The sequence below is a fragment of the Mycobacterium ahvazicum genome (assembly GCF_900176255.2).
Taxonomy (GTDB): domain Bacteria; phylum Actinomycetota; class Actinomycetes; order Mycobacteriales; family Mycobacteriaceae; genus Mycobacterium; species Mycobacterium ahvazicum.
This window is the reverse complement of sequence record NZ_FXEG02000005.1, coordinates 53,355-76,683: the sequence shown is the minus strand read 5'-3', so window position 1 is coordinate 76,683 and position 23,329 is coordinate 53,355. Positions and strand designations below refer to the sequence as shown.

Genomic DNA, 23,329 nt, shown 5'->3' with positions numbered 1-23,329 from the left:
CCAGAGCGACGTAGTCTTTGGGGATGGGACGCCAAGTCTTCGACGACAAATTGCTGGCACTGATAGCGGGGAACTCACTCGGGGTGCTGGCCACGATCAAACGCGACGGGCGCCCGCAACTGTCGAACGTGAGTTACCACTTCGACCCGCGTGAGTTGGTGATCCGGGTGTCGATCACCGAACCGCGGGCCAAGACCCGCAATTTGCGCCGGGATCCGCGGGCGTCGATCCTGGTCGACTCCGACGACGGTTGGTCGTATGCGGTCGCTGAAGGCACCGCCGAACTCACGCCCCCGGCCGCCGCGCCCGACGACGACACCGTCGAAGCGTTGATTGCGTTGTATCGCAATATCGCCGGTGAGCATCCCGATTGGGATGAGTACCGCGAGGCGATGGTCACCGATCGGCGGGTGGTGCTGACGTTGCCGATCTCGCACCTGTACGGGATGCCTCCGGGCAAGCGGTAGTCGGACTAGGCTGCCGATATGGCCGACACGACTCCCGGAAAAGATGCCACGCCCGCGCAGGGCGAGGACGACAACAAGCGCAAGTTTCGCGAAGCGTTGGAGCGCAAGATGGCCAAGTCCGCAGGCGGGTCCGACCACAAAGACAGTGGCGGCAAGCAGGCCCGGGCGCACGGCGCCGCGGGCGGGGGCCGTCGGGAATTTCGTCGCAAGAGCGGCGGCTAGTCTGCCCCAGAGTTGTTGGCGGACAGAGCTTTAGCTCAGCCCCGGGGCGAAGAGTCCGATCGACGGGTCGGCCTTGCCCGGCTTGCCGCGCATGCTGGCGCGGGTGCTGGGATGGCTGAAGTCGACTTGGGACGGGTCGTTTTGATAAGCCCAATCCGCCACGATGGTGCGTTGGAAGAACTTCCAGCGGCCGTCGTGGCGGATATAGGTGTCCAGGTACCGACCGCCGATGATCACGTCGATGTCGTGTTCGGGACCGGCGAAGGTGTGAAACACCAGGCAGTAGATCTCGCCACGGGCCCCGTCGCCGTCGACCACGAAGTTCGTGGTGGTGATGTTGTGTTGGGAGACACGCACATACGGCTCGGCCGCCTGTAGCTGCGCGATGAACGGTTCCACGCCGCCCGACGAGAACGAGCCGTGTGAATCGGTCGCGTCCGGGTGGTAGAGATCCCGGAGCGCGCCGTAGTCCGCGCGGTCGACGGCCCGGCAATAGGCGGTGACGAGCTGATGCAGTTCGTCGCGGGCAACCATCAGGGCCAATTTGGCTTCATCCACCACCTCGCCACGATAACCCGGTGGTAATGCGCTGGTCGCCGGCGCCTTTCTGGTGGGTAGTCTGTCGACTGTGAAACTTTGCCTCGCGCAGGATCCTGAGGCCGACGCGCTGCTGGCCAGCGACCCGTTGGCCCTGCTCGTCGGGATGGTGCTGGACCAGCAGGTCACGTTCGAGACCGCTTTCGCGGGACCGAAGAAGATCGCGGACCGGATGGGCAGCTTCAGCGCCGCCGAGATCGCCGACTACGACCCCGACAAGTTCGCCGCGTTGTGCTCGGAAAAGCCTGCGATACACCGGTTTCCGGGGTCGATGGCCAAGCGCATCCAGACCCTGGCCCAGATCGTCGTGGACCGCTACGACGGCGACGCCGCGGGCTTGTGGACCGCCGGCGATCCCGACGGCGACGAGCTGCTGCGGCGCATCAAGGGCCTGCCCGGTTTCGGTGAGGTCAAGGCGCAGATCTTCCTGGCGCTGCTGGGCAAGCAGTACGGCGTCACCGCGAAAGGCTGGCGCACCGCGGCCGGACAGTTCGGCAAGGCCGGCACACATATCTCCGTCGCCGACATCGTCGACGACCAGTCGATGGGGAAAGTGCGCGCGTACAAGAAGCAGATGAAAGCGGCAGCCAAGGCGGCTAAGTAGTAGGTCACCAGAAGGGAAGGGCGGCAACGTGAAGACACACCTGACGTGTCCGTGCGGAGAAGCCATCGTCGGCAAGGATGAGGATGAGCTGGTCGAGCTGACCCAGGCTCACCTGTCCAGCGTTCATCCGGGCCTGGAGTACGACCGCGACGCCATCCTGTTCATGGCGTACTAGCCAACCCCTGGCTTCAGGGCACCACCGTCGAGCCGATGGTGGGCAGGAACTGGCACTGCTTTTCTTTGGTCGTGACCTGACCGAAGATCGTCGACATGATGCTGCCCGAACCGGTGTCGGCGATCGCGGTCAATGTCGTCGGTCCCTCGGGATTGATGTCGGTGCGGGGCGTGAGGGTCACGGTGCCCGACTTGCCCGTCGTCAGGTTCACCCAGGTGACGTTCAGCGGTAGCTTCTGCACCTCGGCGGGTCCGGGCGTCCCGACCGCGGTGAACACGTAGGCGGTCTGGCCTGGCTTGGGGCCGGGCGTCGGGATCGGGGCCGGCCCGGCCACCGACAGCGCGGTTGCCAGCGCGCTGCTGCCGTCGGCGAGGCAGTTGCTGCCGACTGAGGGATACATGAAGTCCTGCGTGACCGGTGCGTCAGGGCCGAAACCCGGGGCCGTCGCGGCCGCCGGGGCCGCGCCCGGGGCCGGCGCGGGCGTTGGTGCGGGTGCGGGTGCCGCCGAGGGGGCCGGAGCCGGTGCCGCGGCCGGAGCGGGTGCGGGGCCTGGCGCGGGTGCGGCCTCGGGAGCCGGACCGGGAGCGGCGCCGGGTACCGGAGCGTGTGGCGTGCCGGCCGGGGGAGCCGCCGCCGGGGCCGGGCCCGCGGCGTGGACCGGGTCGATGCCGGTCGGCAGATGAGCCTGGGCGCCCGGCACGATGCCGGCACCGGGCACATGCTCGGACGGGGCGGCGATGGGCGCCGGAGCCGGCGCACCGGGAACCGGGGCACCCGGCTCCTGAACGAATTGATTCACCGACGCGGCCACGTTCTTCGATTCGCCGGGCGCCGACGGGTTATGGGTGAACGCCTGGGCCGCGGCCATCAGCAGCTGCGTGGCTTGGCCGGGGTCGGTCGCGGCCTGCTGAATGATCGGGCTCAGCTGCGACAGCGCGGGCAGGCCGGGCAGGCCCTGGGTCGCGCTTTGTTGGGGTGTCGGCTGCGGTGCCGCCGGATCGGCTGCCGCGCTCGGGCAAAGCCCGAACGCGGCAACCGATGCCGTCACGACCGCGGCCAAACCTCTGGACAGATTCCAACTGCTTGCCACGATGTCCTCCGGTCCTTCGGTAGTGGATTAGCCGTTTAACGAACTGCTCAGGGAATGGCCGAGAGCAGCGGCGACAGCGGGGTAGCCGCCGGCGCGGCGGCGGCCGGCGCGGCTGCCGTCCCCGGGACGGCGCCCGCGGCGAGCGACGTCAGGTCGCCCGGAAGCGACAGCTTCGGCGGCACGTTCAGCGGCAGGCCGGGCAGTGCCGGCATGTTCACATTCGCCACCTGGGGTGCCGACGCCGGTGCGGCGGCCGGCGCCGCCGGTGACGTCAGGCCCGGGATCGAGCTCAGCCCGGGGATACCGGAACTCGCCGGCGCGGTGGGAGCCGCCGGTGTGGTCTGGCCCAATCCAGGAATCGAGCTGAGGCCGGGAACCGTCGGGCTGGCCGCCGTGGGGGCGGGCGTTGCCGGGGTGAGTCCCGGAATCGACGGGACACCCGCCGGGGCGGACGCCGCGGGCGCCTGTGCGGCCGAGCTCAGGCCCGGGAAGGTGATACCGGGCTGGGGCGGAGCCTGCGGCGGCTGCGCACCGAGAGCGGTCGCGAGGTTCTGCAGAATCTGCGGAGCGTTGGCCGCCGAAGCGATCAACTGCTGCGGGATGTTCTGCAGGCCGGGGTCGGGAATCGGCGCCGGGTCGGCGTGGGCGATACCGCCCGTGAGTAGGGCGGCGGACGAACCGACGACAACGGCGGCGGCTTTCACGTAAGTCCAGATGCTTGGCATTGCTCCCCCAAGGGATCGACAACAGGTGACGGAGCCGAAGCTACTTTGATGCTGGTGGGACTCAAGTGACACGTGTGGCATTTATTTGATCGTTATCGAGACGAGTGATGGCGGTGACCAGACGGTTGCGGACGCGGCCGCGACTGCGGATCGCCGGCAAAGTCCGCTGCTCGGCGCGTGCCGGGGGTGGCGACGGACAACACCACAGCGTCCGCCGCGGTCGCTAAAGTCAGGCGGGTAGACACCAATGTGGCCGCCCGGGCGGCACCCATCTCCCGGCGGATGGCGAGTGTGATCAGCTCCGCCGCGCCGCTGCTGTTGGTCGTGAGCGTCGCCGCACGACTCGCCTTGACGTACCTGACGCGCAACGGCGCGAACTTCGTCGACCTGCACGTCTATCTCGGCGGCGCGGCCGCGCTGGAGCACCCCGGCACCCTGTACGACTTCGTCTACAGCGAGCGCACACCGGACTTCCCGTTGCCGTTCACCTATCCGCCGTTCGCGGCGATCGTCTTCTACCCGTTGCACCTGTTGCCGTTTGGCCTGACCGGCTTCCTGTGGCTGGCCGCGACGATGGCCGCGCTGTACGCCTCGGTTCGCATCAGCCAGCGACTACTCGGCGTGCCGCCCGGCAGTGGCCGGCGTGTCGCGATGGCGTGGACCGCGATCACGATCTGGATCGAGCCGCTGCGCAACAACTTCGACTACGGGCAGATCAATGTCTTTCTGATGCTCGCGGTGCTCTGCGCGATCTACACGACGCGCTGGTGGCTATCCGGACTGTTGGTCGGCGTGGCGGCGGGGATCAAATTGACCCCGGCGATCGCCGGGGTTTATCTGGTGGGCGTCCGGCGATTCGCCGCGGCCGCGTTTTCGGCGGTTGTGTTCTTCGGCACCATCGCGCTGTCGATGTTGATCGTCGGCGATCAGACTCGCTACTACTTCACCGATCTGCTCGGCGACGCCCACCGGGTGGGGCCGATCGCGACCTCGATCAATCAGTCGTGGCGGGGCGGCATTTCCCGGATCCTGGGTCACGACGCCGGCTTCGGTCCGCCGGTCGTGATCGCCATCGCCGTGACGGCGGTACTGGCCATCCTGGCGTGGCGAGCCGTGGACTCCTCGGATCGGCTCGGCAAGTTGCTGGTGGTCGAGATGTTCGCGCTGCTGATGTCACCCATTTCGTGGACCCATCACTGGGTGTGGCTGGTGCCGCTGATGATCTGGCTGATTCACGGACCCAGGCGCGAGCGACGCGCAATGCGGGTCGCGGGCTGGGGCTGGTTGGCGCTGACCATCGTCGGCGTGCCGTGGCTGTTGTTGTTCGCTCAGCCGAACATCTGGCAGATCAGCCGGCCCTGGTACTTCGCGTGGGCTGGGCTGGCGTACACGGTGGCCGCAGTGGCAACCCTGGTTGTCATCGCCACGTCCGGCAAACGAGTCGGCCGCTCTGATGCGACGCCGGCCCAGCAGTCTCGCCCACGGGCGGCGCCGTCGCTGGGCTAGCTCCCGACGATCCCGTTGATATCGCGTGCCATCTCGATGTCGTTTTTGGTGATTCCGCCTTCAGAGTGCGTGACAAGTGCGAAAGTCACTGTCCGCCAACGGATATCGATATCCGGGTGATGGTCTTTACTTTCGGCGTGCTCGCCGACCCGGCGCACCGCGTCGATGCCGTCCAAGAAACTTCCAAACTTGATCGAGCGGCGCAATGCCCCATCCGCACGTTCCCAACCGTCGAGATCGGGAAGAGCGGCATCTACTTGCTCATCCGTCAGTACGGCCATGACAGCAAACCTTTCTAGGCGAAAAACCTTGCCAGTCGCCACGTTACGCCATGACTCCGGTCGTTTGAGTTCGCCAATTTGGGGAAGTCGGTGTTGAACCGCCGTAGCGGCCACTTCGTCAAGCAGGTAATGGCCCCGGGGTTCAGGGAGGGACGTGGCCGCCATGACGGAGAATCTGACACCGCACTTCGAAGACGTCCAGGCGCATTACGACTTGTCGGACGACTTCTTCCGGCTGTTCCTCGATCCCACGATGACTTACAGCTGCGCCTACTTCGATCGCCTGCAGCCCATCACCCTGGAAGAGGCCCAGATCCGCAAGATGGACCTGTCGCTGGGCAAGCTGGGGCTGCGGCCCGGGATGACGCTCTTGGACATCGGCTGCGGCTGGGGAGCCACGTCGCGCCGCGCGATCGAGAAGTACGACGTGAACGTCGTCGGCCTGACATTGTCGGAACACCAGGCCGCCCATGTCCAGAAATCGTTCGACGCGATGAACACCCCGCGCAGCAGGCGGGTGCTGTTGCAGGGCTGGGAACAATTCGACGGGTCCGCCGACCGGATTGTCTCCATCGGTGCGTTCGAGCACTTCGGTTACGACCGCTACGACGATTTCTTCGCGATGGCCTATCGCACCCTGCCCGGCGACGGGGTGATGCTGCTGCACACGATCACCATGCTGACCGCACAGCAGATCGTGGAGCGCGGCCTGCCGATGTCCGAGGAGCAGACCAGCTTCAACGACTTCATCGCCCGGGAAATCTTCCCCGGGGGCCAGTTGCCCGCGATCGAAATGGTGGAGTTCCACGCCTCGAAGATGGGTTTCAACCTGGCCCGCCGCCAGTCGCTGCGACTGCACTACGCCCGGACGCTGGACCATTGGGCCGTCGCATTGGCCGGGCGCCATGACGACGCGGTCAGCATCCAATCCGAAGAGGTTTATCAGCGCTATATGCGTTACCTGACGGGATGTGCCGATGCGTTCCGGGACGGCTACATCGACGTCAACCAATTCACGTTGCGTAAGTGAATCGGGTTGCGACACATGTGAGTTCGTGGCACGTGCCCGGTGCCGACGGGTAGGCAACCGTCTACTGCGCGAACTTTGCTGAACGTGAGCATGAACGGCGGGCTGATACGCCCCGATCTGCCCTACCCTGACCGCATGAAGCCCGAGAATTTCATTGCTCTGCATCGCGACTACCTTGAACGACCCGACGCCGTCAAAGTCATCGCCGATGCGGACGGCGGATGGAGCGTCTTCATCGAGATCGGCGGCCCGTATAAAACCCTGGAGAGGGCCGACGAGGTCGCCAAACTGATCACCGCCGACCTGTTCGACTTGTACCGCGCCAAGGCGTGACATCAATTGTGGGCCAGCATCGTTCGGCATCGACCGTCGATGAGGTCCACCGGCTGCGCGGGCGGGACGAGGGCCCGCGCCGCATTGCTGCTTGCCTGACAGTCGATGCGATCGGCGATCGGGCGGCACCGATCGGTTAACTTGTCGCAATGGCCTCGATACAGCTGTCGATGGGAATACCCTCCTTCTCCGCCGAGGAGCCGGTGAACTGGGAGCACCTCACTGACTGGGCGCGCGTGCTGGAGAGCGCCGGATTCGATCGAGTGCTGGTCTCCGAGCACATCGCGTTCGGCATGAACATGGACGCCTACGCGGATCCCGGCGTCGGGGGAACGGCCGGCGGTCGCCAACCCACCGGGCCGGACGGACCCTGGCTGGAGCCGCTCACCGTGCTGACCTACCTCGCGGCCCGCACCGAACGCATCCGGTTGGGCACCAACATCTTGCTGGCTGCGCTGCGTCCCGCCGCCGTTCTCGCGAAAACCGTTGCGACACTGGATGTTCTTTCGGGCGGGCGCGTGGATCTCGGGGTGGGCGTCGGCTGGCAGCGCGAGGAATACGACGTGGCCGGAGTGGATTTCGACAGGCGCGGGGCGATCCTGGACCAGACGCTCGAGGTGTGTACGCGGTTGTGGCGGGAGAAAGAGGGCAGCTACGCCTCACCCGAGTTGACCTTCGATCGGATCCACCAGATGCCCAAGCCGCTACAGCCGGGCGGCGTGCCGATCTGGGTGAGTGGGACGGTCAATCGTGCCGTCGCCCGCCGCCTCGCGCGGTTCGGAAAGTATTGGATTCCCTGGGGTCAGGATGCCCGTGACCTCGCCGACGGGATCGGACGGATGCGGGCGGCGGTCGAAGGTGCCGGCGGTGATCCGCACGGGTTCGGCGTCACCGGCTCGCTTCGGGTCAGGGCCAGCGCCGACGGCGGGCCGGATCTCGCTGCCGTCGCCGCCGACGCGGCCGCACTCGCGAAAGCCGGCGTCACGGACTTGAGGCTCATCCAATGGCCGGCGCGGTTCGGGAACGGCGAAAGCGATCTGCGCGTGTTTGTCGAAGCGGTACGCGCCGCGGTCTGACCCGGCCGTGCCGACCCAGATCGTCGTTGCCGGAGCCGTCATCCGTGGCTCCGCGCTGCTGGTCGCCCAACGCGTGCGGCCACCGGAATTGGCCGGCCGCTGGGAGCTGCCTGGCGGCAAGGTCGCGCCCGGCGAGACCGAGCCGCAAGCGTTGGCCCGCGAACTGGCCGAGGAACTCGGCCTCGAGGTTGCCGACGTGATGGTGGGGGATCGCCTTGGTGCCGACATTGCGCTGAATGACACGACGACGTTGCGGGCCTACTTGGTGCGCCTGATTGACGGCGAACCGCACCCGCATGACCACCGGGCGCTGCGCTGGGTGACGGCAGCCGAGTTGCCCGAAGTCGACTGGGTGCCCGCCGATCGCGGATGGCTGGCGGACCTGGCCAGCGTCCTCTGAGCGGCTCGGGCGCACACCGGATGAGCTGCTCGGTTCGCCATTGATGGGCCACCGCTGCCAGAATCACCGACGTGCCATTCCGCAATGTCGCCATCGTCGCCCACGTCGACCACGGCAAGACCACTCTCGTTGACGCGATGCTGCGCCAGTCCGGCGCGCTGACACATCGTGGCGATGACGCGGTCGAGCGCCTCATGGACTCCGGGGACCTGGAGAAGGAAAAGGGTATCACGATCCTGGCCAAGAACACCGCCGTGCACCGCAAGCATCCGGACGGATCGACGACCGTCATCAACGTCATCGACACCCCGGGCCACGCCGACTTCGGCGGCGAGGTCGAACGCGGGCTCTCGATGGTGGACGGTGTGCTGTTGCTGGTCGACGCTTCCGAGGGCCCACTGCCGCAGACCAGGTTCGTACTGCGCAAGGCACTGGCCGCCCACCTGCCGGTGATCCTGGTCGTCAACAAGACCGACCGGCCGGACGCCCGGATCTCCGAGGTTGTCTCGGAGAGCCACGACCTGCTGCTCGACGTCGCATCGGACCTCGACGAGGAAGCGCAGAAGGCCGCCGAGGAGGCCCTCGGCCTGCCGACGCTGTACGCCTCGGGCCGAGCCGGCATCGCCAGCACGACGGAGCCGTCCAACGGACAGAACCCCGAGGGCGACAACCTCGATCCGCTGTTCGACGTGCTGCTCGAGCACATCCCGCCGCCGCAGGGTGATCCCGAGGCGCCGCTGCAGGCGCTGGTGACCAACCTCGACGCGTCGGCGTTCCTCGGCCGGCTCGCCCTGATCCGCATCTACAAGGGCCGCATCCGCAAGGGCCAGCAGGTCGCCTGGATGCGCGAGGTGGACGGCCATCCGGTGATCACGACCGCGAAGATCACCGAGCTGCTGGTGACCGAGGGTGTGGAACGCACGCCCACCGACGAGGCGATCGCCGGCGACATCGTCGCTGTCGCGGGCATTCCGGAGATCATGATCGGTGACACCCTCGCCGACCCCGAGCACGCGCACGCACTGCCGCGCATCACCGTCGACGAGCCGGCCATCTCGGTGACCGTCGGCACCAACACCTCACCGCTGGCGGGCAAGGTGAAGGGTCACAAGCTGACCGCCCGGATGGTGAAGTCGCGCCTGGACGCCGAACTCGTCGGCAACGTCTCCATCAAGGTCGTCGAGATCGACCGGCCCGATGCGTGGGAGGTGCAGGGCCGCGGCGAGCTCGCGCTGGCGGTGCTCGTCGAGCAGATGCGCCGCGAGGGTTTCGAGCTGACCGTCGGCAAGCCGCAGGTGGTCACGCAGACGATCGACGGCAAGCTGCACGAGCCGTTCGAGGCGATGACGATCGACTGCCCGGAGGAATTCGTCGGCGCCATCACCCAATTGATGGCCGGCCGCAAGGGCCGCATGGAGGAGATGACCAACCACGCGGCGGGCTGGGTCCGGATGGACTTCATCGTGCCCAGCCGCGGCCTGATCGGCTTCCGCACCGAATTCCTCACCATCACCCGCGGCACCGGCATCGCCAACGCGGTGTTCGACGGCTATCGGCCGTGGGCGGGAGAGATCCGGGCCCGCCACACCGGCTCGCTGGTCTCGGACCGCTCCGGTGTCATCACGCCGTTCGCGATGATCCAGCTCGCCGACCGCGGCCAATTCTTTGTCGAGCCCGGGCAGGACACCTACGAGGGCATGGTCGTCGGAATCAACCCGCGCGCGGAGGATCTCGACATCAACATCACGCGGGAGAAGAAGCTGACCAACATGCGGTCGTCCACGGCCGACGTCATCGAGACGCTGGCCCGACCGCTGGAACTCGACCTGGAGCAGGCCATGGAGTTCTGCGCGGCCGACGAGTGCGTCGAGGTGACTCCGGAGATCGTGCGGGTGCGCAAGGTCGAGCTGGACGCCACCTCGCGGGCGCGCAGCAAGGCGCGGGCGAAGGCTCGGAGCTAGTTTGTTGTTGTCCTTCGCCCGAAGGAGTCGACAAGCCGCCGGGCAGGCGGTCGATACCCTGATGCTCGTGCTGCATCGGGCCCGCCACGTTTTGCTGACCGGCGCCGTGCTGTTCGCACTGATGGGACTGACCCTGGCGGCGTGCACCGTCAGCCCGCCGCCGGCCCCGCAAAGCACCGATACGCCGCACAACACACCGCCGCCGCCGCAGCGGGTCACCCAGATCATCATGGGCATCGACTCGATCGGCGCCGGGTTCAACCCGCATCTGCTCTCTGATCTGTCTCCGGTGAACGCCGCGATCAGTGCGCTGGTGTTACCGAGCGCGTTCCGGCCGGTGCCCGACCCCAACACGCCCACGGGTTCGCGGTGGGAGCTGGATCCGACCCTGCTGGTGTCCGCCGAGGTGACCGGCCAGAACCCGTTCACGGTCACCTACAAGATCCGGCCCGAGGCGCAGTGGACCGACAACGCCCCGATCGGCGCCGACGACTTCTGGTACCTGTGGCATCAAATGGTCACCCAACCCGGGGTGGTCGATCCGGGCGGCTATGACCTGATCACCGGTGTGCAGTCGCTCGAGGGCGGCAAGCAGGCCGTCGTCACCTTCGCCCAGCCGTATCCGGCCTGGAAGGAATTGTTCAACGACCTGCTGCCGGCACACATCGTCAAGGACGTGCCGGGCGGTTTCGCCGCCGGACTGGTCCGGTCGCTGACGGTCACCGGCGGACAGTTCCGGGTGGAGAACATCGACCCGCAGCGCGACGAGATCCTGATCGCCCGCAACGACCGCTATTGGGGGCCGCCCGCCAAGCCGGCGCTGATCCAGTTCCGGCGGGCCGGAGCGCCTGCGGCACTGGCGGATTCGGTGCGCAACGGTGACACTCAGGTGGCCCAGGTGCACGGCGGCTCGGCGTCCTTCGCCCAGCTGTCGGCCATCCCCGACGTGCGGACCGCCCGGATCATGACCCCGCGCGTCATGCAGCTCACGCTGCGTGCCAACCAGCCCAAGCTGGCCGATACCCAGGTCCGCAAAGGGATTCTGGGATTGCTCGACGTCGATCTGCTCGCCGCCGTGGGCGCCGGCAGCGACAACACCATCTCGCTGGACCAGGCTCAGATCCGGGCGCCCAGCGACCCCGGCTATGTCCCGACCGCGCCGCCCGCGATGACCAAACAGGCTGCGCTGGCCCTGTTTTCGGCGGCCGGGTACCAGGTGGAGAACAGCGCACCGGCGCCCGAGAGCACCCCGCCGCCGACCACCGGGCCGCCGGAGGTGATCCGCGGCCGGATCAGCAAGGACGGCAAGCAGTTGTCGCTGGTGATCGGGGTGGCCGCCAACGACCCGACCTCGGTGGCCGTGGCCAACACCGCCGCCGACCAATTGCGCAACGTCGGCATCGCCGCATCGGTGTCGGCGCTGGATCCGGTGACGCTGTATCGCGACGCGCTGACCAACAACCAGGTGGACGCGATCGTGGGGTGGCACCAGGCCGGTGGAAACCTGGCGACGCTGCTGGCGTCGCGCTACGGCTGCCCCGCCTTGGAGTCGACGCCGGTACCGACCGCGACCACCCCGCCGACGACCACTCCCGTCGCATCGACCTCACCGGCGTCGCCGGCCAGTACGGCGCCGACGGCGCCGGGTCGTCCGCCCGATCCCGGGGCGCTGGTGCAGGCGCCGTCGAACCTGACCGGGATCTGCGACCGCAGTATCCAGTCCAACATCGACGCCGCCCTCGAAGGCACCAAGAGCATCAACGACGTGATCACCGCGGTGGAGCCGCGGCTGTGGAACATGTCGACGGTGTTGCCGATCCTGCAGGACACCACGATCGTCGGGGCGGGCCCGAGCGTGCAGAACGTCAGCCTCTCCGGAGCCGTGCCGGTCGGCATCGTCGGAGACGCCGGGCAATGGGTGAAAACCGGGCCCTAGGGACTAGTCGGCGACGCCGACGCCCGGGGCGGGATGACGGTGTCGACGATCAGCGCCAGCTCGCGCCGGTTGGGGGGCACGCCGGTCAGCATGAAGTGATGGTTGATCAATGCCGGTCCGACGCGTGCGGTCAGCGACGTGACGTTGGCAGGATCGAGTTCGCCGGCGTCGATCGCGGTTTGCAGGATCGATTCGACAATCTGTAGCCGCGGGCACACCACGGCGTCGGCGAAGATGGCCCGCATCTCGGGTTCGTGCAGCAGCTGATGGATGGTGTCCAGGCCGGGAAACCCCGTCTTGCCGGCCAGCACATCACGGTGCGAGGTGAACAGCGTCAGCAGGGCGTCCCTGGGCGATCGGCCGGAGCGGGGTTCGGGCACCGGCGGCAGCGCGAACACCAGCGCGGCGTGCACCAGATCGTGCTTGCTGCACCAGCGCCGGTACAGCGCGGCCTTGCCGGTCTGAGCGCGCGCGGCGATTCCTTCCATCGTCAGCCCGCCGTAGCCGACCTCGGCCAACTCCGCCAGCGTGGCCTCGTAGAGCGCTCGCTCGAGCACCTCGCCGCGGCGGCGGCTGCGGACGCCCGTCCGCGCTGTCTCGGTGGCTTGCGGCATTTCTCGATAGTAGCCGTTGGCGTTCCTATTTGGTGTGTCCTGGTGCAACACGACGACCGAGACCGGCGGGTAGGGTGCGTCCATGCCTGAGACTCCGCGGCTGTTGTTCGTGCACGCCCATCCCGACGACGAGAGCCTGAGCAACGGCGCCACGATCGCGCACTACGCCGCGAGCGGCGCCGAGGTCAGCGTCGTGACCTGCACGCTGGGCGAGGAGGGCGAGGTCATCGGGGAACGCTGGGCCGAGCTCGCGTTCGACCGTGCCGACCAACTCGGCGGCTACCGAATCGGCGAACTCACCGCGGCATTGCAAGCACTTGGTGTGGCCGCACCGATCTATCTCGGCGGCGCGGGACGCTGGCGCGACTCCGGCATGGCGGGCACCGAGAAGCGGCGCCGCGAACGCTTCATCGACGCCGACGAACGCGAAGCCGTCGGGGCGCTGGTCGAGATCATTCGCCGGCTGCGCCCGCACGTCGTCGTCACCTATGACCCCAACGGCGGATACGGGCATCCCGACCACATCCGGGCCCACACCGTGACCACGGCCGCGGTCGCGGCGGCCGCCGGCGACGATTACCCCGGCGAGCCCTGGGACGTGCCGAAGTTCTACTGGACGGTGCTGGCCGTCGATGCGTTCCTGGCCGGCTGGGACGACCTGGGCCCCGACGACTTTCTGCCCGGGTGGGCGAAACCGCCCCAAGAGGAATTCGACTTCGGATACTCCGGCGATGCGATCGACGCCGTCGTGGCGGCGCCGCCGGATGCGTTGGCCGCCAAGGTCGCCGCGCTCGCCGCGCACGCCACGCAGGTGGTCGTCGGGCCGTCCGGACGGGCCTGCGCGCTGTCGAACAACATGGCGCTGCCGATCCTCGCCGAAGAGCATTACGTCCTGGTCGCCGGGGCCGCGGGGGACCGCGACGAGCGTGGCTGGGAGACCGATCTGCTCGCCGGACTGGATCTCGACGGATCCGCGACGCGGTAGGCTGCCAAGCAGGCAGCCACGGAAGGAATTCGCATGGACCCCGACCTGGACCCTAACCTGCAGCACTGGCAGGACCGGCTCGACAGCTTGCAGTGGGTTATCGGCTCCGTTCTGTCCAACATCGACAGCGTCCCGACCTGACCGAAACCAAGTCGCGCGCCGCGACCGTCGAGGATGCCGGCGCGACGGACCCCGCTATTCGCGTCGTGGTGTTGGCGCTGCTGGCCGTGGATGGGGTCTTATCCGCACTAGCCGGGGCCCTGCTGCTGCCTTTCTACATCGGCGCGATTCCGTTTCCGATCAGCGGACTGATCAGTGGCCTGGTCAACGCCGCCCTGGTCTGGGCGGCCGGCCGCTGGACCCGTTCGGCGCGGGTGGCCGCGCTGCCGTTGTGGACATGGCTGCTGACGGTGGCGGTGATCAGCATGGGCGGTCCCGCCGACGACATCATTCTGGGAGGTAGCGGGCTGATGGCTTACGGCGCTCTGCTGCTGATCGTGCTGGGGGTGACACCGCCGGTACTGGTGTTGTGGAGGCGCAGCTACCACTACGGCTGACGGATACCGGCCTGGCGCTACTGTTGCGCTTATTGCACCGGCTATGGTTGCCGAAATTCAGATGTTGGGACACGCGGATGAAATTCGATCGTGGGGAAGTTACACCAAGGTGCCAGTGACACCGAGGCCTTCGGGCGAGGAGCCCACCGCTTTGCCTAATCCCGTCATTCCGGCTCGGGCCCCCTCCAAGGCCAGCGCGTCCGCGTTGCGGCGGGTGTTGCGCCGGGCGCGGGACGGTGTCGCGCTCAACGTCGATGAGGCCGCCGTGGCGATGACCGCCCGCGGTGCCGACCTCGCCGACCTGTGTGCCAGCGCGGCTCGGGTGCGCGATGCGGGTCTGGAGTCGGCGGGCCGGCGCGGCGCGGGAGGTCGGCTGCCGATCACGTATTCGCGCAAAGTGTTCATCCCCGTCACTCATCTGTGCCGGGACACCTGCCACTACTGCACGTTCGTCACCGTGCCCGGCAAGCTTCGCGCTCAGGGCATCGGTATGTATCTGGAGCCCGACGAGATCCTCGACATCGCCCGGCGTGGCGCCGAACTCGGTTGTAAGGAAGCATTATTCACCCTTGGCGACCGGCCGGAGGACCGCTGGCCGCAGGCCCGTGAATGGCTCGACGAGCGCGGCTACAACTCGACCCTGTCGTATGTGCGCGCGATGGCAATCCGGGTGCTGGAGGAAACCGGGCTGCTGCCGCACCTGAATCCGGGCGTGATGAGCTGGTCGGAGATGTCGTTGCTGAAGCCGGTGGCGCCATCGATGGGCATGATGCTCGAGACGACGTCGCGGCGGCTCTTCGAAACGAAAGGGCTCGCGCACTACGGCAGCCCGGACAAAGACCCGGCGGTGCGGCTGCGGGCGCTGACCGATGCGGGTCGGCTCTCGATTCCGTTCACCACCGGTCTGCTGGTCGGTATCGGGGAGACGCTGGCCGAACGCGCCGATACGCTGCACGCGATTCGCAAGTCGCACAAGGAATTCGGTCACGTGCAGGAAGTGATCGTGCAGAACTTCCGGGCCAAGCAACACACCGCGATGGCCGATGTGCCCGATGCCGGAATCGACGACTACCTGGCGACGATCGCGGTCGCCCGCCTGGTGCTCGGGCCCGGCATGCGGATTCAGGCGCCACCGAATCTGGTGTCCCGCAAGGAGTGCCTGGCGCTGGTCGCCGCGGGAGTCGACGACTGGGGCGGGGTTTCGCCGCTGACGCCCGACCACGTCAACCCGGAACGGCCCTGGCCCGCCCTCGATGAGCTGGCCGCGGTGACCGTCGAAGCGGGATTCGACTTGGTGCAGCGGTTGACCGCGCAACCCAAATACGTCCAAGCCGGTGCCGCCTGGATCGACCCGCGAGTGCAGGGCCACGTTGCGGCACTGGCTGATCCGGCCACCGGCCTGGCTCGCGACGTCAACCCCACCGGCCTGCCCTGGCAGGAACCCGACGAGGCGCAGTCGAGCGGGCGGGTCGATCTGAACGCCGCGATCGACACCGAGGGCCGCAACACCGAGGCGCGCAGCGATCTCGACAGTGCCTTCGGCGACTGGGAATCGATTCGTGCGCACGTGCACGAGCTGGCCGCCCAAGGCGCCAGAGCGCCGGAACGCCTAGACACCGATGTGCTGGCCGCGCTGCGCTCCGCCGAGCGCAACCCCGCCGGGTGCTCCGACGACGAATACCTGTCGCTGGCCACCGCCGACGGCCCGGCATTGGAAGCCGTTGCCGCGCTGGCTGATTCGTTGCGACGCGACACCGTCGGTGACGACGTGACGTTCGTGGTGAACCGCAACATCAACTTCACCAATATCTGCTACACCGGTTGCCGGTTCTGTGCTTTCGCGCAGCGCAAGGGCGATGCCGACGCGTATTCGCTGTCGGCGGCCGAGGTGGCCGATCGCGCCTGGGAGGCGCATGTCGAAGGCGCGACCGAGGTGTGCATGCAGGGCGGGATCGATCCCGAGCTGCCGGTCACCGGCTACGCCGACCTGGTGCGCGCCGTCAAGGCCCGGGTCCCCTCGATGCATGTGCATGCGTTCTCTCCGATGGAGATCGCCAACGGGGTGACCAAGAGCGGGTTGAGCGTGCGCGAGTGGCTGATCAGCCTGCGCGAGGCCGGGCTTGGCACCATCCCGGGTACCGCCGCCGAGATCCTCGACGACGAGGTGCGCTGGGTGCTCACCAAGGGCAAGCTGCCCACGTCGATGTGGATCGACATCGTGTCCACCGCGCACGAGGTAGGCCTGCGGTCGTCGTCGACGATGATGTACGGGCACGTCGACAGTCCCCGGCACTGGGTCGGGCACCTCAACGTGCTGCGCGAAATCCAGGACCGCACCGGCGGTTTCACCGAATTCGTGCCGCTGCCGTTCGTGCACCAGAGCTCGCCGCTGTATCTGGCCGGCGCGGCCCGCCCGGGGCCGACCCACCGCGACAACCGCGCGGTACACGCGCTGGCCCGAATCATGTTGCACGGCCGCATTTCTCAGATTCAGACCAGCTGGGTCAAGCTCGGCACCGAGCGCACCCAGGTGATGCTCAACGGCGGCGCCAACGACCTGGGCGGCACGCTGATGGAGGAGACCATCTCGCGGATGGCCGGCTCCGAACACGGCTCGGCGAAGACGGTGGCCGAACTGGCCGCCATCGCCCACGGCATCGGCCGTCCGGCGCGCCAGCGCACCACCGATTACAGCCCGCTCGCCGCGTAGCCGCGCGTCGGCGATACCGACGACGTCCTGCTCGACGCCCGACTGCGGCTACTGCTCAGCGGCTACTGAGCCGACTGCGGCTCAGTAGTTGTTACAGACGACCGCGACCTGCTGGATCGTGTTGAAATACTTCGCGGCCGCCGGCATCGCCTGAATCTGCGCAGCCATCTGCTGGCGCTTCGGCGGCGGAGAGGCCAGGAACTGCCGGATGTAGTTCTGCGCGAACGGCGAAGCGTTCAATTCCTGGGCAGTGGCCGGATCGTTCGCGTTGAGCGCGGCCATCACCTGCCCGTAGTTGCAGGTCGTGTTGATGATCGGATCCATGGGGTCTGCCGAAGCAACCCCCGCCGCGGCGCTCAGCGCCACTGCCGCACCACCAACCGCGGCTGCCAGTTTGCTTAACGACAGCGTCATCATGCTTGGACACCTTCCCCGGATCTCTGAAAGCCAACGACGGCTGAGTGATCTGCCCTAGCGGCTGCCGTCTCGGACGAGGCTACCAGCCGTTGCGGACGTTCTTTCGTTTCACGGTTATTCGCCGGCCCCGCCCGGAATGTAACCATCGGCCGACCCGCGTCGGGGTGACGTTCGTCACACGGCCCAAATCGTAGGGCCAAACGTCGGCCGGCGATCGTGTCGACACGTTCGAATGGTCCGTGCGGCGACCTGCACGGCTGCGAGACTGGCCGTATGAAACTTGGCGGCCGCCGTGGCGTGCCACCTGGTTGACGTGTATGTGCAACGTCTAGTATCAGTAACCGAAAGCCTTGCTTACGCGGCCGGGAAGCGCCGCAGCGAGGCTAACAGCCGCCCACACTGAGCCGTACATCGAGAAAACGTTGAGGAGACGTCCGTGACGTACACGATCGCCCAACCCTGCGTCGACATCAAAGACAAGGCGTGCATCGAAGAATGCCCCGTCGACTGCATCTACGAGGGCGCGCGGATGCTCTTCATCCATCCCGACGAATGCGTGGACTGCGGGGCCTGCGAGCCGGTTTGTCCTGTTGAAGCCATCTATTACGAAGACGACGTGCCCGAGCAGTGGAGCCAGTACACCCAGATCAACGCCGACTTCTTCGTCGAGCTGGGGTCGCCCGGGGGCGCAGCCAAGGTCGGGATGACCGAGAATGACCCGCAAGCGGTCAAAGATCTGCCGCCGCAGGGCGAAGGAGACTAAGGGGGCGCAGTGGCGCAGGAGCCCAGGGGGGGCCGACCTGCCTTGTCGGCGTCCCTGCCGGAGTTTCCCTGGGACACCCTGGCAGAGGCGAAAGCGCTGGCCGGGGCTCACCCCGACGGCGTCGTCGACCTGTCCATCGGAACCCCGGTGGACCCGGTCGCGCCGGTAATCCAGGAAGCGCTGGCGGCCGCCAGCGCCTCGCCCGGATATCCCGCCACCGCCGGCACTGAGCAGCTGCGGGAATCCGCGGTCACGGCCCTGGGCCGCCGCTTCGGCGTCGCCGGGCTCGCCGAGAACGCGGTGCTGCCCGTGATCGGCACCAAGGAACTCATCGCCTGGCTGCCGACGCTGCTCGGGCTGGGCCCCGCCGATGTGGTCGTGGTTCCCGAGCTCGCCTACCCGACCTATGATGTCGGCGCCCGGCTGGCCGGAGCGCAGGTGCTGCGCGCGGATTCGTTGACCCAACTGGGCCCGTTGTCGCCGGCGCTGATCTACCTGAATTCGCCGAGCAACCCGACCGGACGGGTGCTGGGCCTCGATCATCTGCGCAAGGTCGTCGGGTGGGCGCGGGAACGCCGGGTCGTGGTGGCGTCCGACGAGTGCTACCTGGGCCTCGGCTGGGAAGCCGAGCCGCTGTCGGTGTTGCATCCCGCGGTGTGCGACGGCGACCACACCGGACTGCTGGCCGTGCATTCGCTGTCCAAGAGCTCGTCGCTGGCCGGGTACCGGGCCGGCTTTGTCGCGGGCGATCCCGGCCTGGTCGCCGAGCTGCTGGCGGTGCGCAAGCACGCCGGGATGATCGTGCCGACGCCGGTGCAGGCAGCGATGGTGGCCGCACTGGATGACGACGACCACGAGAAGGTGCAGCGCGAGTGCTACGCCCGCCGCCGCGCCGCTCTCGCACCGGCGCTGCGCGCGGCCGGGTTCGCGATCGACGATTCCGAAGCCGGGCTCTACCTGTGGGCAACCCGCGGTGAGTCCTCTCGCGACAGCGTGGGGTGGTTGGCCGGCCGCGGCATCCTGGTGGCGCCCGGCGAGTTCTACGGCCCGAGCGGCGGGCGGCATGTGCGCGTCGCGCTGACCGCCACCGACGAGCGCATCGACGCGGCGGTCCACCGGCTGACCGCATCGGCCGCGCGCTGATCGCCAGAATTCTCCGCGTCCGTCTGCCGCCGATCCGGTGAACCGGCAGAATGCATCGAGGGCATTGGCCAACCGCTGGATCTCGGGTAAGGACTGTTGTCGTGACAACTTCGGCTAGCAAACTGCGCCTCCCGCTGTCGGTCCAGGACGTCGCCAAGCGCCTCTTTCTCGGAAAGCCCCTGATCACCGAGGAGCTGGCGGGCGAAAAACTGTCGAATCCGGTTGCACTGGGCGCACTTTCACCCGACGCCATCTCGTCGACCGCTTATGGTCCCGAGCAGATCCTGATCGAACTGCTGCCTGCGGCCGGCCTCGCGGCGTTCGCCTTGTTGCTCCCCATCACCGGCGTCATCCTGTTGATCCTGGTGTTGGTGACCGCCTCCTATCGGCAGGTCGTGATGGCCTACACCCGCGCGGGCGGCTCCTACATCGTGGCCCGGGAGAACTTCGGGCCGCGGGTGGCTCAGGTCGCCGCCGCCGCGCTGCTGATCGACTACGTCGTGACGGTCGCGGTGCAGTCCGCCGCCGGAACGGTGGCGGTGGTGTCGGCCGTCCCGGCGCTGGGGCCGCACAGCCTGCAGATCACGGTGGGTGTGGTGCTGCTCATCTGCTTCCTGAACCTGCGCGGACTGAAGGAAGCGGGATGGCAGTTCGCGTTCGCCACCTACTTTTTCATCATCATGGTCGGTCTGACGATCGTGGTCGGCGTCACCCGGGTGCTGCTGGGTGATCTGCCGGTCTACGACCCCGCGCAGATGCCCGGAACGGTGCCGGTGCACAAGGCCGACGGCTTGGTGATGGGCGCGACGATCCTGACCCTGCTGCGCTCCTTCGCCAACGGCGGTTCGTCGCTGACCGGTGTCGAGGCCATCTCCAACACCGTTGACCTTTTTCGAAAGCCCCAGGGCCGCAACGCACGTCGGGTGCTCACCGCGATGGCGACCGTCTTGGGATTCTTGCTGGCCGGTGTCGCCTATCTGGCGTTCGCCACGCACGCGACGCCGTACGAGAGCGAGTACCCGTCGGTGCTGTCACAGATCGCCCGTGCCGTGTTCGGCGGCGGGGTTCTCGGCAACGTCTTTTACATCCTGGTTCAGACGGCGACGGCCGCGATTCTGTTCACCGGCGCGAACACCAGTTTCAACGGCTTTCCGGCGCTGGCCAGTTTCGTCGCCGAGGATCGCTTCCTGCCCCGGCAGCTGATGAAACGCGGTCACCGCCTGGTGTTTTCGAACGGCATCATCGCGCTGACCGCACTGTCGGTGGTGTTGCTGGTGGTGACCGGCGGTTCGGTCAATGCGTTGGTGCCGTTCTACGCGATCGGTGTGTTCACCGGATTTTCGATGGCCGGCTACGGCATGACCAAGCACCATCTGACCCACCGCGAGCCCGGTTGGCGAACCCGGTTGATTATCAACCTTTCCGCGGGAATCCTGTCGACGGTCGTGGTCGCAATCTTCGCGGTGGCGAAGTTCACCGAGGGCGCGTGGCTGGTCGTCATCGTGTTCCCCCTGCTGGTGTTCGTCCTGATGCGGCTGAATCAGGAATATCGTGCGGAGGCCGCGATTCTCGAGATGTTCCGTACCGACCGGCCCGATTTGGTCAAGTACGCGCGGCACAAGGTGTTCGTGTTCGTGAATTCGGTCGACCTCGCGGTGATCGAAGCGCTGCGGTACGGCAAGGGATTACGCGCCGACGAGATGATCGCGGTGCACATCGTGGTCGACGCCGCCTATGCCGCCCAGATACGGAAGCGTTGGGATCACTTCGAACTCGACACCCGGCTACGCGTCGTGGACTGCCCGGATCGGCGCGTCATTCGCGCCGCACAACTGTTCATCGCGAAGGCGCGTGACGAGCAACCGAATACCAACGTGACCGCGCTGCTGCCGCGACGCACATATAACCCGTTGGTGGGCCGGCTGCTGCACGATCGCACCGCGGACAAGATCGCCCGAGCGGTCAGCATGATTCCCGACGCCGCGGCGACCATCGTTCCTTACGATGTCCAGTCGCGAATCGAGGAGGCATACCCGGAACGATTCGAACAGCGAATCGCGCGCGAATTCGAAAAGTTCGGCGAGTGGGTGACCCGCGGCGAGGACGAGAACGTCGACGCCTACGAACATCCCGATCCGTCGCGTTCGGTGATCACCGTGGCGAGCCTGATCCCGGGTCGCCGCGCCACCTTCGAAGGACGGGTCAGCGAGGTCGAGGACACCAGCAAGGGCCGGCGCACCATCCGGTCGATCGTGGTCGGCGACCACAGCGGCGAGATCACCGTGGTCTTCCCGTCCGGACACGGGGGAGCCGACATCCAGCCCGGCCAGCTGTTGCGCATCACCGGCAAGCCCAGGCAGAGCGGCAATCGGGCGATGTCGATGGTCGATCCGATGTACCACATCGTCGAAGACCCGGCGCAGGCCGGCCGGCCCGGGGCCTCACAACCCGGCACAACCTGGAAAGGACAGCAGTGAAGCGACTGCGCGCCGTATTGGCGGCCCTGGTGAGCCTCGTATTCACCGCCAACGGTTATCGGCCGTTGAGCAAGGGGGGATACGGCTCGGTATTCGCATTCGCCTATGGCGTGTTCGCCTCCGAGTTGCCGCTGCAGATGCTCGCGGTCCAATTCACCGCGCTGGCAGCGCTGTCGCACCGGCTCCCGCCGCGGGCCCGGCGCATCAGCTGGCTGGTGTCGGGGGTGTCGGCGGTGGGCCTGCTGGTGTTGCGTCACTTCGGGCACAAAGCCGACGAACCGCTGGCGGCCGCGCTGGACGCCGGACTGGGAACCGAGCGCCGCACCGAGTCGGGCGATCTGTGGAAACGCCCGGCGCCCGGCGGTGCGACCGCGAAGCGGCCCGGCCCGGCACGCATGCTGCGGATCTACCGTGACTATGCGCACGACGGCGACATCAGCTACGGGGAGGCCGGCTCCCGCAACCATCTCGACATCTGGCGCCGGCCCGACCTCGACCGCAACGGGCGGGCTCCGGTGTTGCTGCAGATTCCCGGCGGTGCCTGGATGGTGGGAAACAAACGCGGACAAGCACATCCGCTGATGAGTCATCTGGCCGAATTGGGCTGGATCTGCGTGGCGATCAACTACCGGCTCAGCCCGCGCTCCACCTGGCCCGATCACATCGTCGACGTCAAGCGCGCGATCGCATGGACCAAGGAGCACATCGCCTCCTACGGCGGCGATCCGGACTGGATCGCGATCACCGGAGGTTCGGCGGGTGGGCACCTGACCTCGCTGGCCGCACTGACGCCCAACGATCCGCGGTTTCAGCCGGGCTTTGAAGACGCCGACACCCGGGTGGACGTGGCGGTGCCGTTTTACGGCGTCTACGACTTCAACGCGACCGGTACCGCGATACATCCGATGATGGCGGCGATGGTGGCCAAGAACGTTTTCAAGGTCAGCCGCGGCGACATCGACGAGCCTTTTCGCGCGGCGTCGCCGATCGCTCATGTTCGGCCAGACGCCCCACCGTTTTTCGTGCTGCACGGGACCAACGATTCGCTGGTTCCGGTCGAACAGGCGCGCAGTTTCGTCGCGCGTCTAGGCGAGGTCAGCACCCAGCCGGTGGTTTACGCCGAATTGCCTTGGGCGCAGCACGCGTTCGATATTTTCGGTTCGGCCCGCGCGGCGCACGCCGCGGTGGCGGTCGAACAGTTCCTCGCCGAGATGTATGTGCGCCGCGAAAGTGCAGCGGCTACCGGCACCAACAATTAGC

At 67.3% G+C, this 23,329-nt stretch carries 24 protein-coding genes; 18 read left to right on the top strand and 6 right to left on the bottom strand.

The features are described from left to right. Positions 1–23 precede the first annotated feature (23 nt). Positions 24–467, top strand: coding sequence for a PPOX class F420-dependent oxidoreductase (locus MAAFP003_RS21345; RefSeq protein WP_096289714.1), 444 nt, complete (start codon positions 24–26; stop codon positions 465–467). 18 nt (positions 468–485) lie between these two features. Continuing rightward, positions 486–689 carry a DUF5302 domain-containing protein gene (locus MAAFP003_RS21340; RefSeq protein ID WP_096289713.1) on the top strand — a complete coding sequence of 68 codons (204 nt, stop codon included), beginning with the start codon at positions 486–488 and terminating at the stop codon, positions 687–689. A gap of 30 nt (positions 690–719) precedes the next feature. On the opposite strand, the gene MAAFP003_RS21335 is transcribed toward MAAFP003_RS21340, so the two are convergent. Continuing rightward, complete coding sequence (locus MAAFP003_RS21335) at positions 720–1,223, bottom strand: nuclear transport factor 2 family protein (protein ID WP_096291320.1); 504 nt, start codon at positions 1,221–1,223, stop codon at positions 720–722. 94 nt (positions 1,224–1,317) lie between these two features. Here MAAFP003_RS21335 and MAAFP003_RS21330 point away from each other — a divergent pair, with 94 nt between their 5' ends. Both MAAFP003_RS21330 and MAAFP003_RS21325 read left to right on the top strand, forming a co-directional pair. Continuing rightward, positions 1,318–1,890, top strand: a complete 573-nt coding sequence (locus MAAFP003_RS21330; protein WP_096289712.1) for an HhH-GPD-type base excision DNA repair protein — start codon at positions 1,318–1,320, stop codon at positions 1,888–1,890. A 28-nt stretch (positions 1,891–1,918) separates the two neighbouring features. Then, positions 1,919–2,065, top strand: a complete 147-nt coding sequence (locus MAAFP003_RS21325; protein ID WP_084163488.1) for a DUF1059 domain-containing protein — start codon at positions 1,919–1,921, stop codon at positions 2,063–2,065. A gap of 13 nt (positions 2,066–2,078) precedes the next feature. Here MAAFP003_RS21325 and MAAFP003_RS21320 read toward each other — a convergent pair whose 3' ends face one another. Both MAAFP003_RS21320 and MAAFP003_RS21315 read right to left on the bottom strand, forming a co-directional pair. Next, on the bottom strand, positions 2,079–3,155 hold the full coding sequence (locus MAAFP003_RS21320) for an Rv1157c family protein (RefSeq protein WP_096289711.1): 1,077 nt from the start codon (positions 3,153–3,155) through the stop codon (positions 2,079–2,081). A gap of 47 nt (positions 3,156–3,202) precedes the next feature. After that, the gene (locus tag MAAFP003_RS21315) at positions 3,203–3,880 is read right to left on the bottom strand and encodes a hypothetical protein (protein WP_207768588.1); all 678 of its coding nucleotides are present in this window, start codon (positions 3,878–3,880) and stop codon (positions 3,203–3,205) included. A gap of 186 nt (positions 3,881–4,066) precedes the next feature. Here MAAFP003_RS21315 and MAAFP003_RS21310 point away from each other — a divergent pair, with 186 nt between their 5' ends. Continuing rightward, positions 4,067–5,386, top strand: coding sequence for a mannosyltransferase (locus tag MAAFP003_RS21310; RefSeq protein WP_423790930.1), 1,320 nt, complete (start codon positions 4,067–4,069; stop codon positions 5,384–5,386). On the opposite strand, the gene MAAFP003_RS21305 is transcribed toward MAAFP003_RS21310, so the two are convergent. Beyond that, positions 5,383–5,667 carry a 4a-hydroxytetrahydrobiopterin dehydratase gene (locus tag MAAFP003_RS21305; RefSeq protein ID WP_096289709.1) on the bottom strand — a complete coding sequence of 95 codons (285 nt, stop codon included), beginning with the start codon at positions 5,665–5,667 and terminating at the stop codon, positions 5,383–5,385. The two genes, MAAFP003_RS21310 and MAAFP003_RS21305, sit on opposite strands and share 4 nt — an antisense overlap. A gap of 163 nt (positions 5,668–5,830) precedes the next feature. On the opposite strand from MAAFP003_RS21305, the gene MAAFP003_RS21300 reads away from it, so the two are divergent. The 6 genes from MAAFP003_RS21300 (at position 5,831) to MAAFP003_RS21275 (ending at position 12,403) form a co-directional block, all read left to right on the top strand. Beyond that, complete coding sequence (locus MAAFP003_RS21300) at positions 5,831–6,697, top strand: cyclopropane mycolic acid synthase family methyltransferase (RefSeq protein WP_096291318.1); 867 nt, start codon at positions 5,831–5,833, stop codon at positions 6,695–6,697. Between the two features lie 135 nt (positions 6,698–6,832). Then, entirely contained in the window at positions 6,833–7,030 is a 198-nt protein-coding gene (locus tag MAAFP003_RS21295) for a hypothetical protein (protein WP_133160879.1), read from the top strand. 149 nt (positions 7,031–7,179) lie between these two features. Then, entirely contained in the window at positions 7,180–8,106 is a 927-nt protein-coding gene (locus tag MAAFP003_RS21290) for a TIGR03619 family F420-dependent LLM class oxidoreductase (RefSeq protein ID WP_096289707.1), read from the top strand. A 7-nt stretch (positions 8,107–8,113) separates the two neighbouring features. After that, positions 8,114–8,506: a (deoxy)nucleoside triphosphate pyrophosphohydrolase gene (locus MAAFP003_RS21285; protein WP_096289706.1), complete on the top strand. Its 393-nt coding sequence runs from the start codon at positions 8,114–8,116 to the stop codon at positions 8,504–8,506. A 71-nt stretch (positions 8,507–8,577) separates the two neighbouring features. Continuing rightward, positions 8,578–10,467, top strand: a complete 1,890-nt coding sequence (gene typA / locus MAAFP003_RS21280) for a translational GTPase TypA (protein ID WP_096289705.1) — start codon at positions 8,578–8,580, stop codon at positions 10,465–10,467. Between the two features lie 61 nt (positions 10,468–10,528). Beyond that, positions 10,529–12,403 (top strand): ABC transporter family substrate-binding protein, encoded by a 1,875-nt coding sequence (locus tag MAAFP003_RS21275; RefSeq protein WP_096289704.1) that lies wholly within the window; start codon positions 10,529–10,531, stop codon positions 12,401–12,403. On the opposite strand, the gene MAAFP003_RS21270 is transcribed toward MAAFP003_RS21275, so the two are convergent. Next, a complete protein-coding gene (locus MAAFP003_RS21270; protein ID WP_096291317.1) occupies positions 12,400–13,017 on the bottom strand; it encodes a TetR/AcrR family transcriptional regulator in 618 nt (205 codons plus the stop codon). The genes MAAFP003_RS21275 and MAAFP003_RS21270 overlap by 4 nt on opposite strands. Positions 13,018–13,099: 82 nt before the next feature. Here MAAFP003_RS21270 and mshB point away from each other — a divergent pair, with 82 nt between their 5' ends. From mshB to MAAFP003_RS21255, 3 genes are all read left to right on the top strand, one after another. Next, positions 13,100–14,002, top strand: coding sequence for an N-acetyl-1-D-myo-inositol-2-amino-2-deoxy-alpha-D-glucopyranoside deacetylase (mshB, locus tag MAAFP003_RS21265; protein ID WP_096289703.1), 903 nt, complete (start codon positions 13,100–13,102; stop codon positions 14,000–14,002). Between the two features lie 92 nt (positions 14,003–14,094). After that, entirely contained in the window at positions 14,095–14,559 is a 465-nt protein-coding gene (locus MAAFP003_RS21260) for a hypothetical protein (RefSeq protein WP_096289702.1), read from the top strand. Positions 14,560–14,620: 61 nt separating this feature from the next. Beyond that, positions 14,621–17,269 carry a bifunctional FO biosynthesis protein CofGH gene (locus MAAFP003_RS21255; RefSeq protein ID WP_096291316.1) on the top strand — a complete coding sequence of 883 codons (2,649 nt, stop codon included), beginning with the start codon at positions 14,621–14,623 and terminating at the stop codon, positions 17,267–17,269. An 81-nt stretch (positions 17,270–17,350) separates the two neighbouring features. On the opposite strand, the gene MAAFP003_RS21250 is transcribed toward MAAFP003_RS21255, so the two are convergent. Next, positions 17,351–17,683, bottom strand: a complete 333-nt coding sequence (locus MAAFP003_RS21250; protein ID WP_090609537.1) for a hemophore-related protein — start codon at positions 17,681–17,683, stop codon at positions 17,351–17,353. A gap of 439 nt (positions 17,684–18,122) precedes the next feature. Here MAAFP003_RS21250 and fdxA point away from each other — a divergent pair, with 439 nt between their 5' ends. The 4 genes from fdxA to MAAFP003_RS21230 are packed head-to-tail and all read left to right on the top strand — an operon-like array spanning position 18,123 to position 23,328. Next, positions 18,123–18,449, top strand: coding sequence for a ferredoxin (gene fdxA / locus MAAFP003_RS21245; protein ID WP_025735298.1), 327 nt, complete (start codon positions 18,123–18,125; stop codon positions 18,447–18,449). Between the two features lie 42 nt (positions 18,450–18,491). After that, complete coding sequence (gene dapC / locus MAAFP003_RS21240) at positions 18,492–19,592, top strand: succinyldiaminopimelate transaminase (protein ID WP_096289701.1); 1,101 nt, start codon at positions 18,492–18,494, stop codon at positions 19,590–19,592. A gap of 50 nt (positions 19,593–19,642) precedes the next feature. After that, positions 19,643–22,069, top strand: a complete 2,427-nt coding sequence (locus MAAFP003_RS21235) for an APC family permease (protein ID WP_423790929.1) — start codon at positions 19,643–19,645, stop codon at positions 22,067–22,069. Then, the gene (locus tag MAAFP003_RS21230) at positions 22,066–23,328 is read left to right on the top strand and encodes an alpha/beta hydrolase (RefSeq protein ID WP_096289699.1); all 1,263 of its coding nucleotides are present in this window, start codon (positions 22,066–22,068) and stop codon (positions 23,326–23,328) included. Before MAAFP003_RS21235 ends, MAAFP003_RS21230 begins: the two co-directional genes overlap by 4 nt. The last annotated feature ends 1 nt before the right edge of the window (position 23,329 follow it).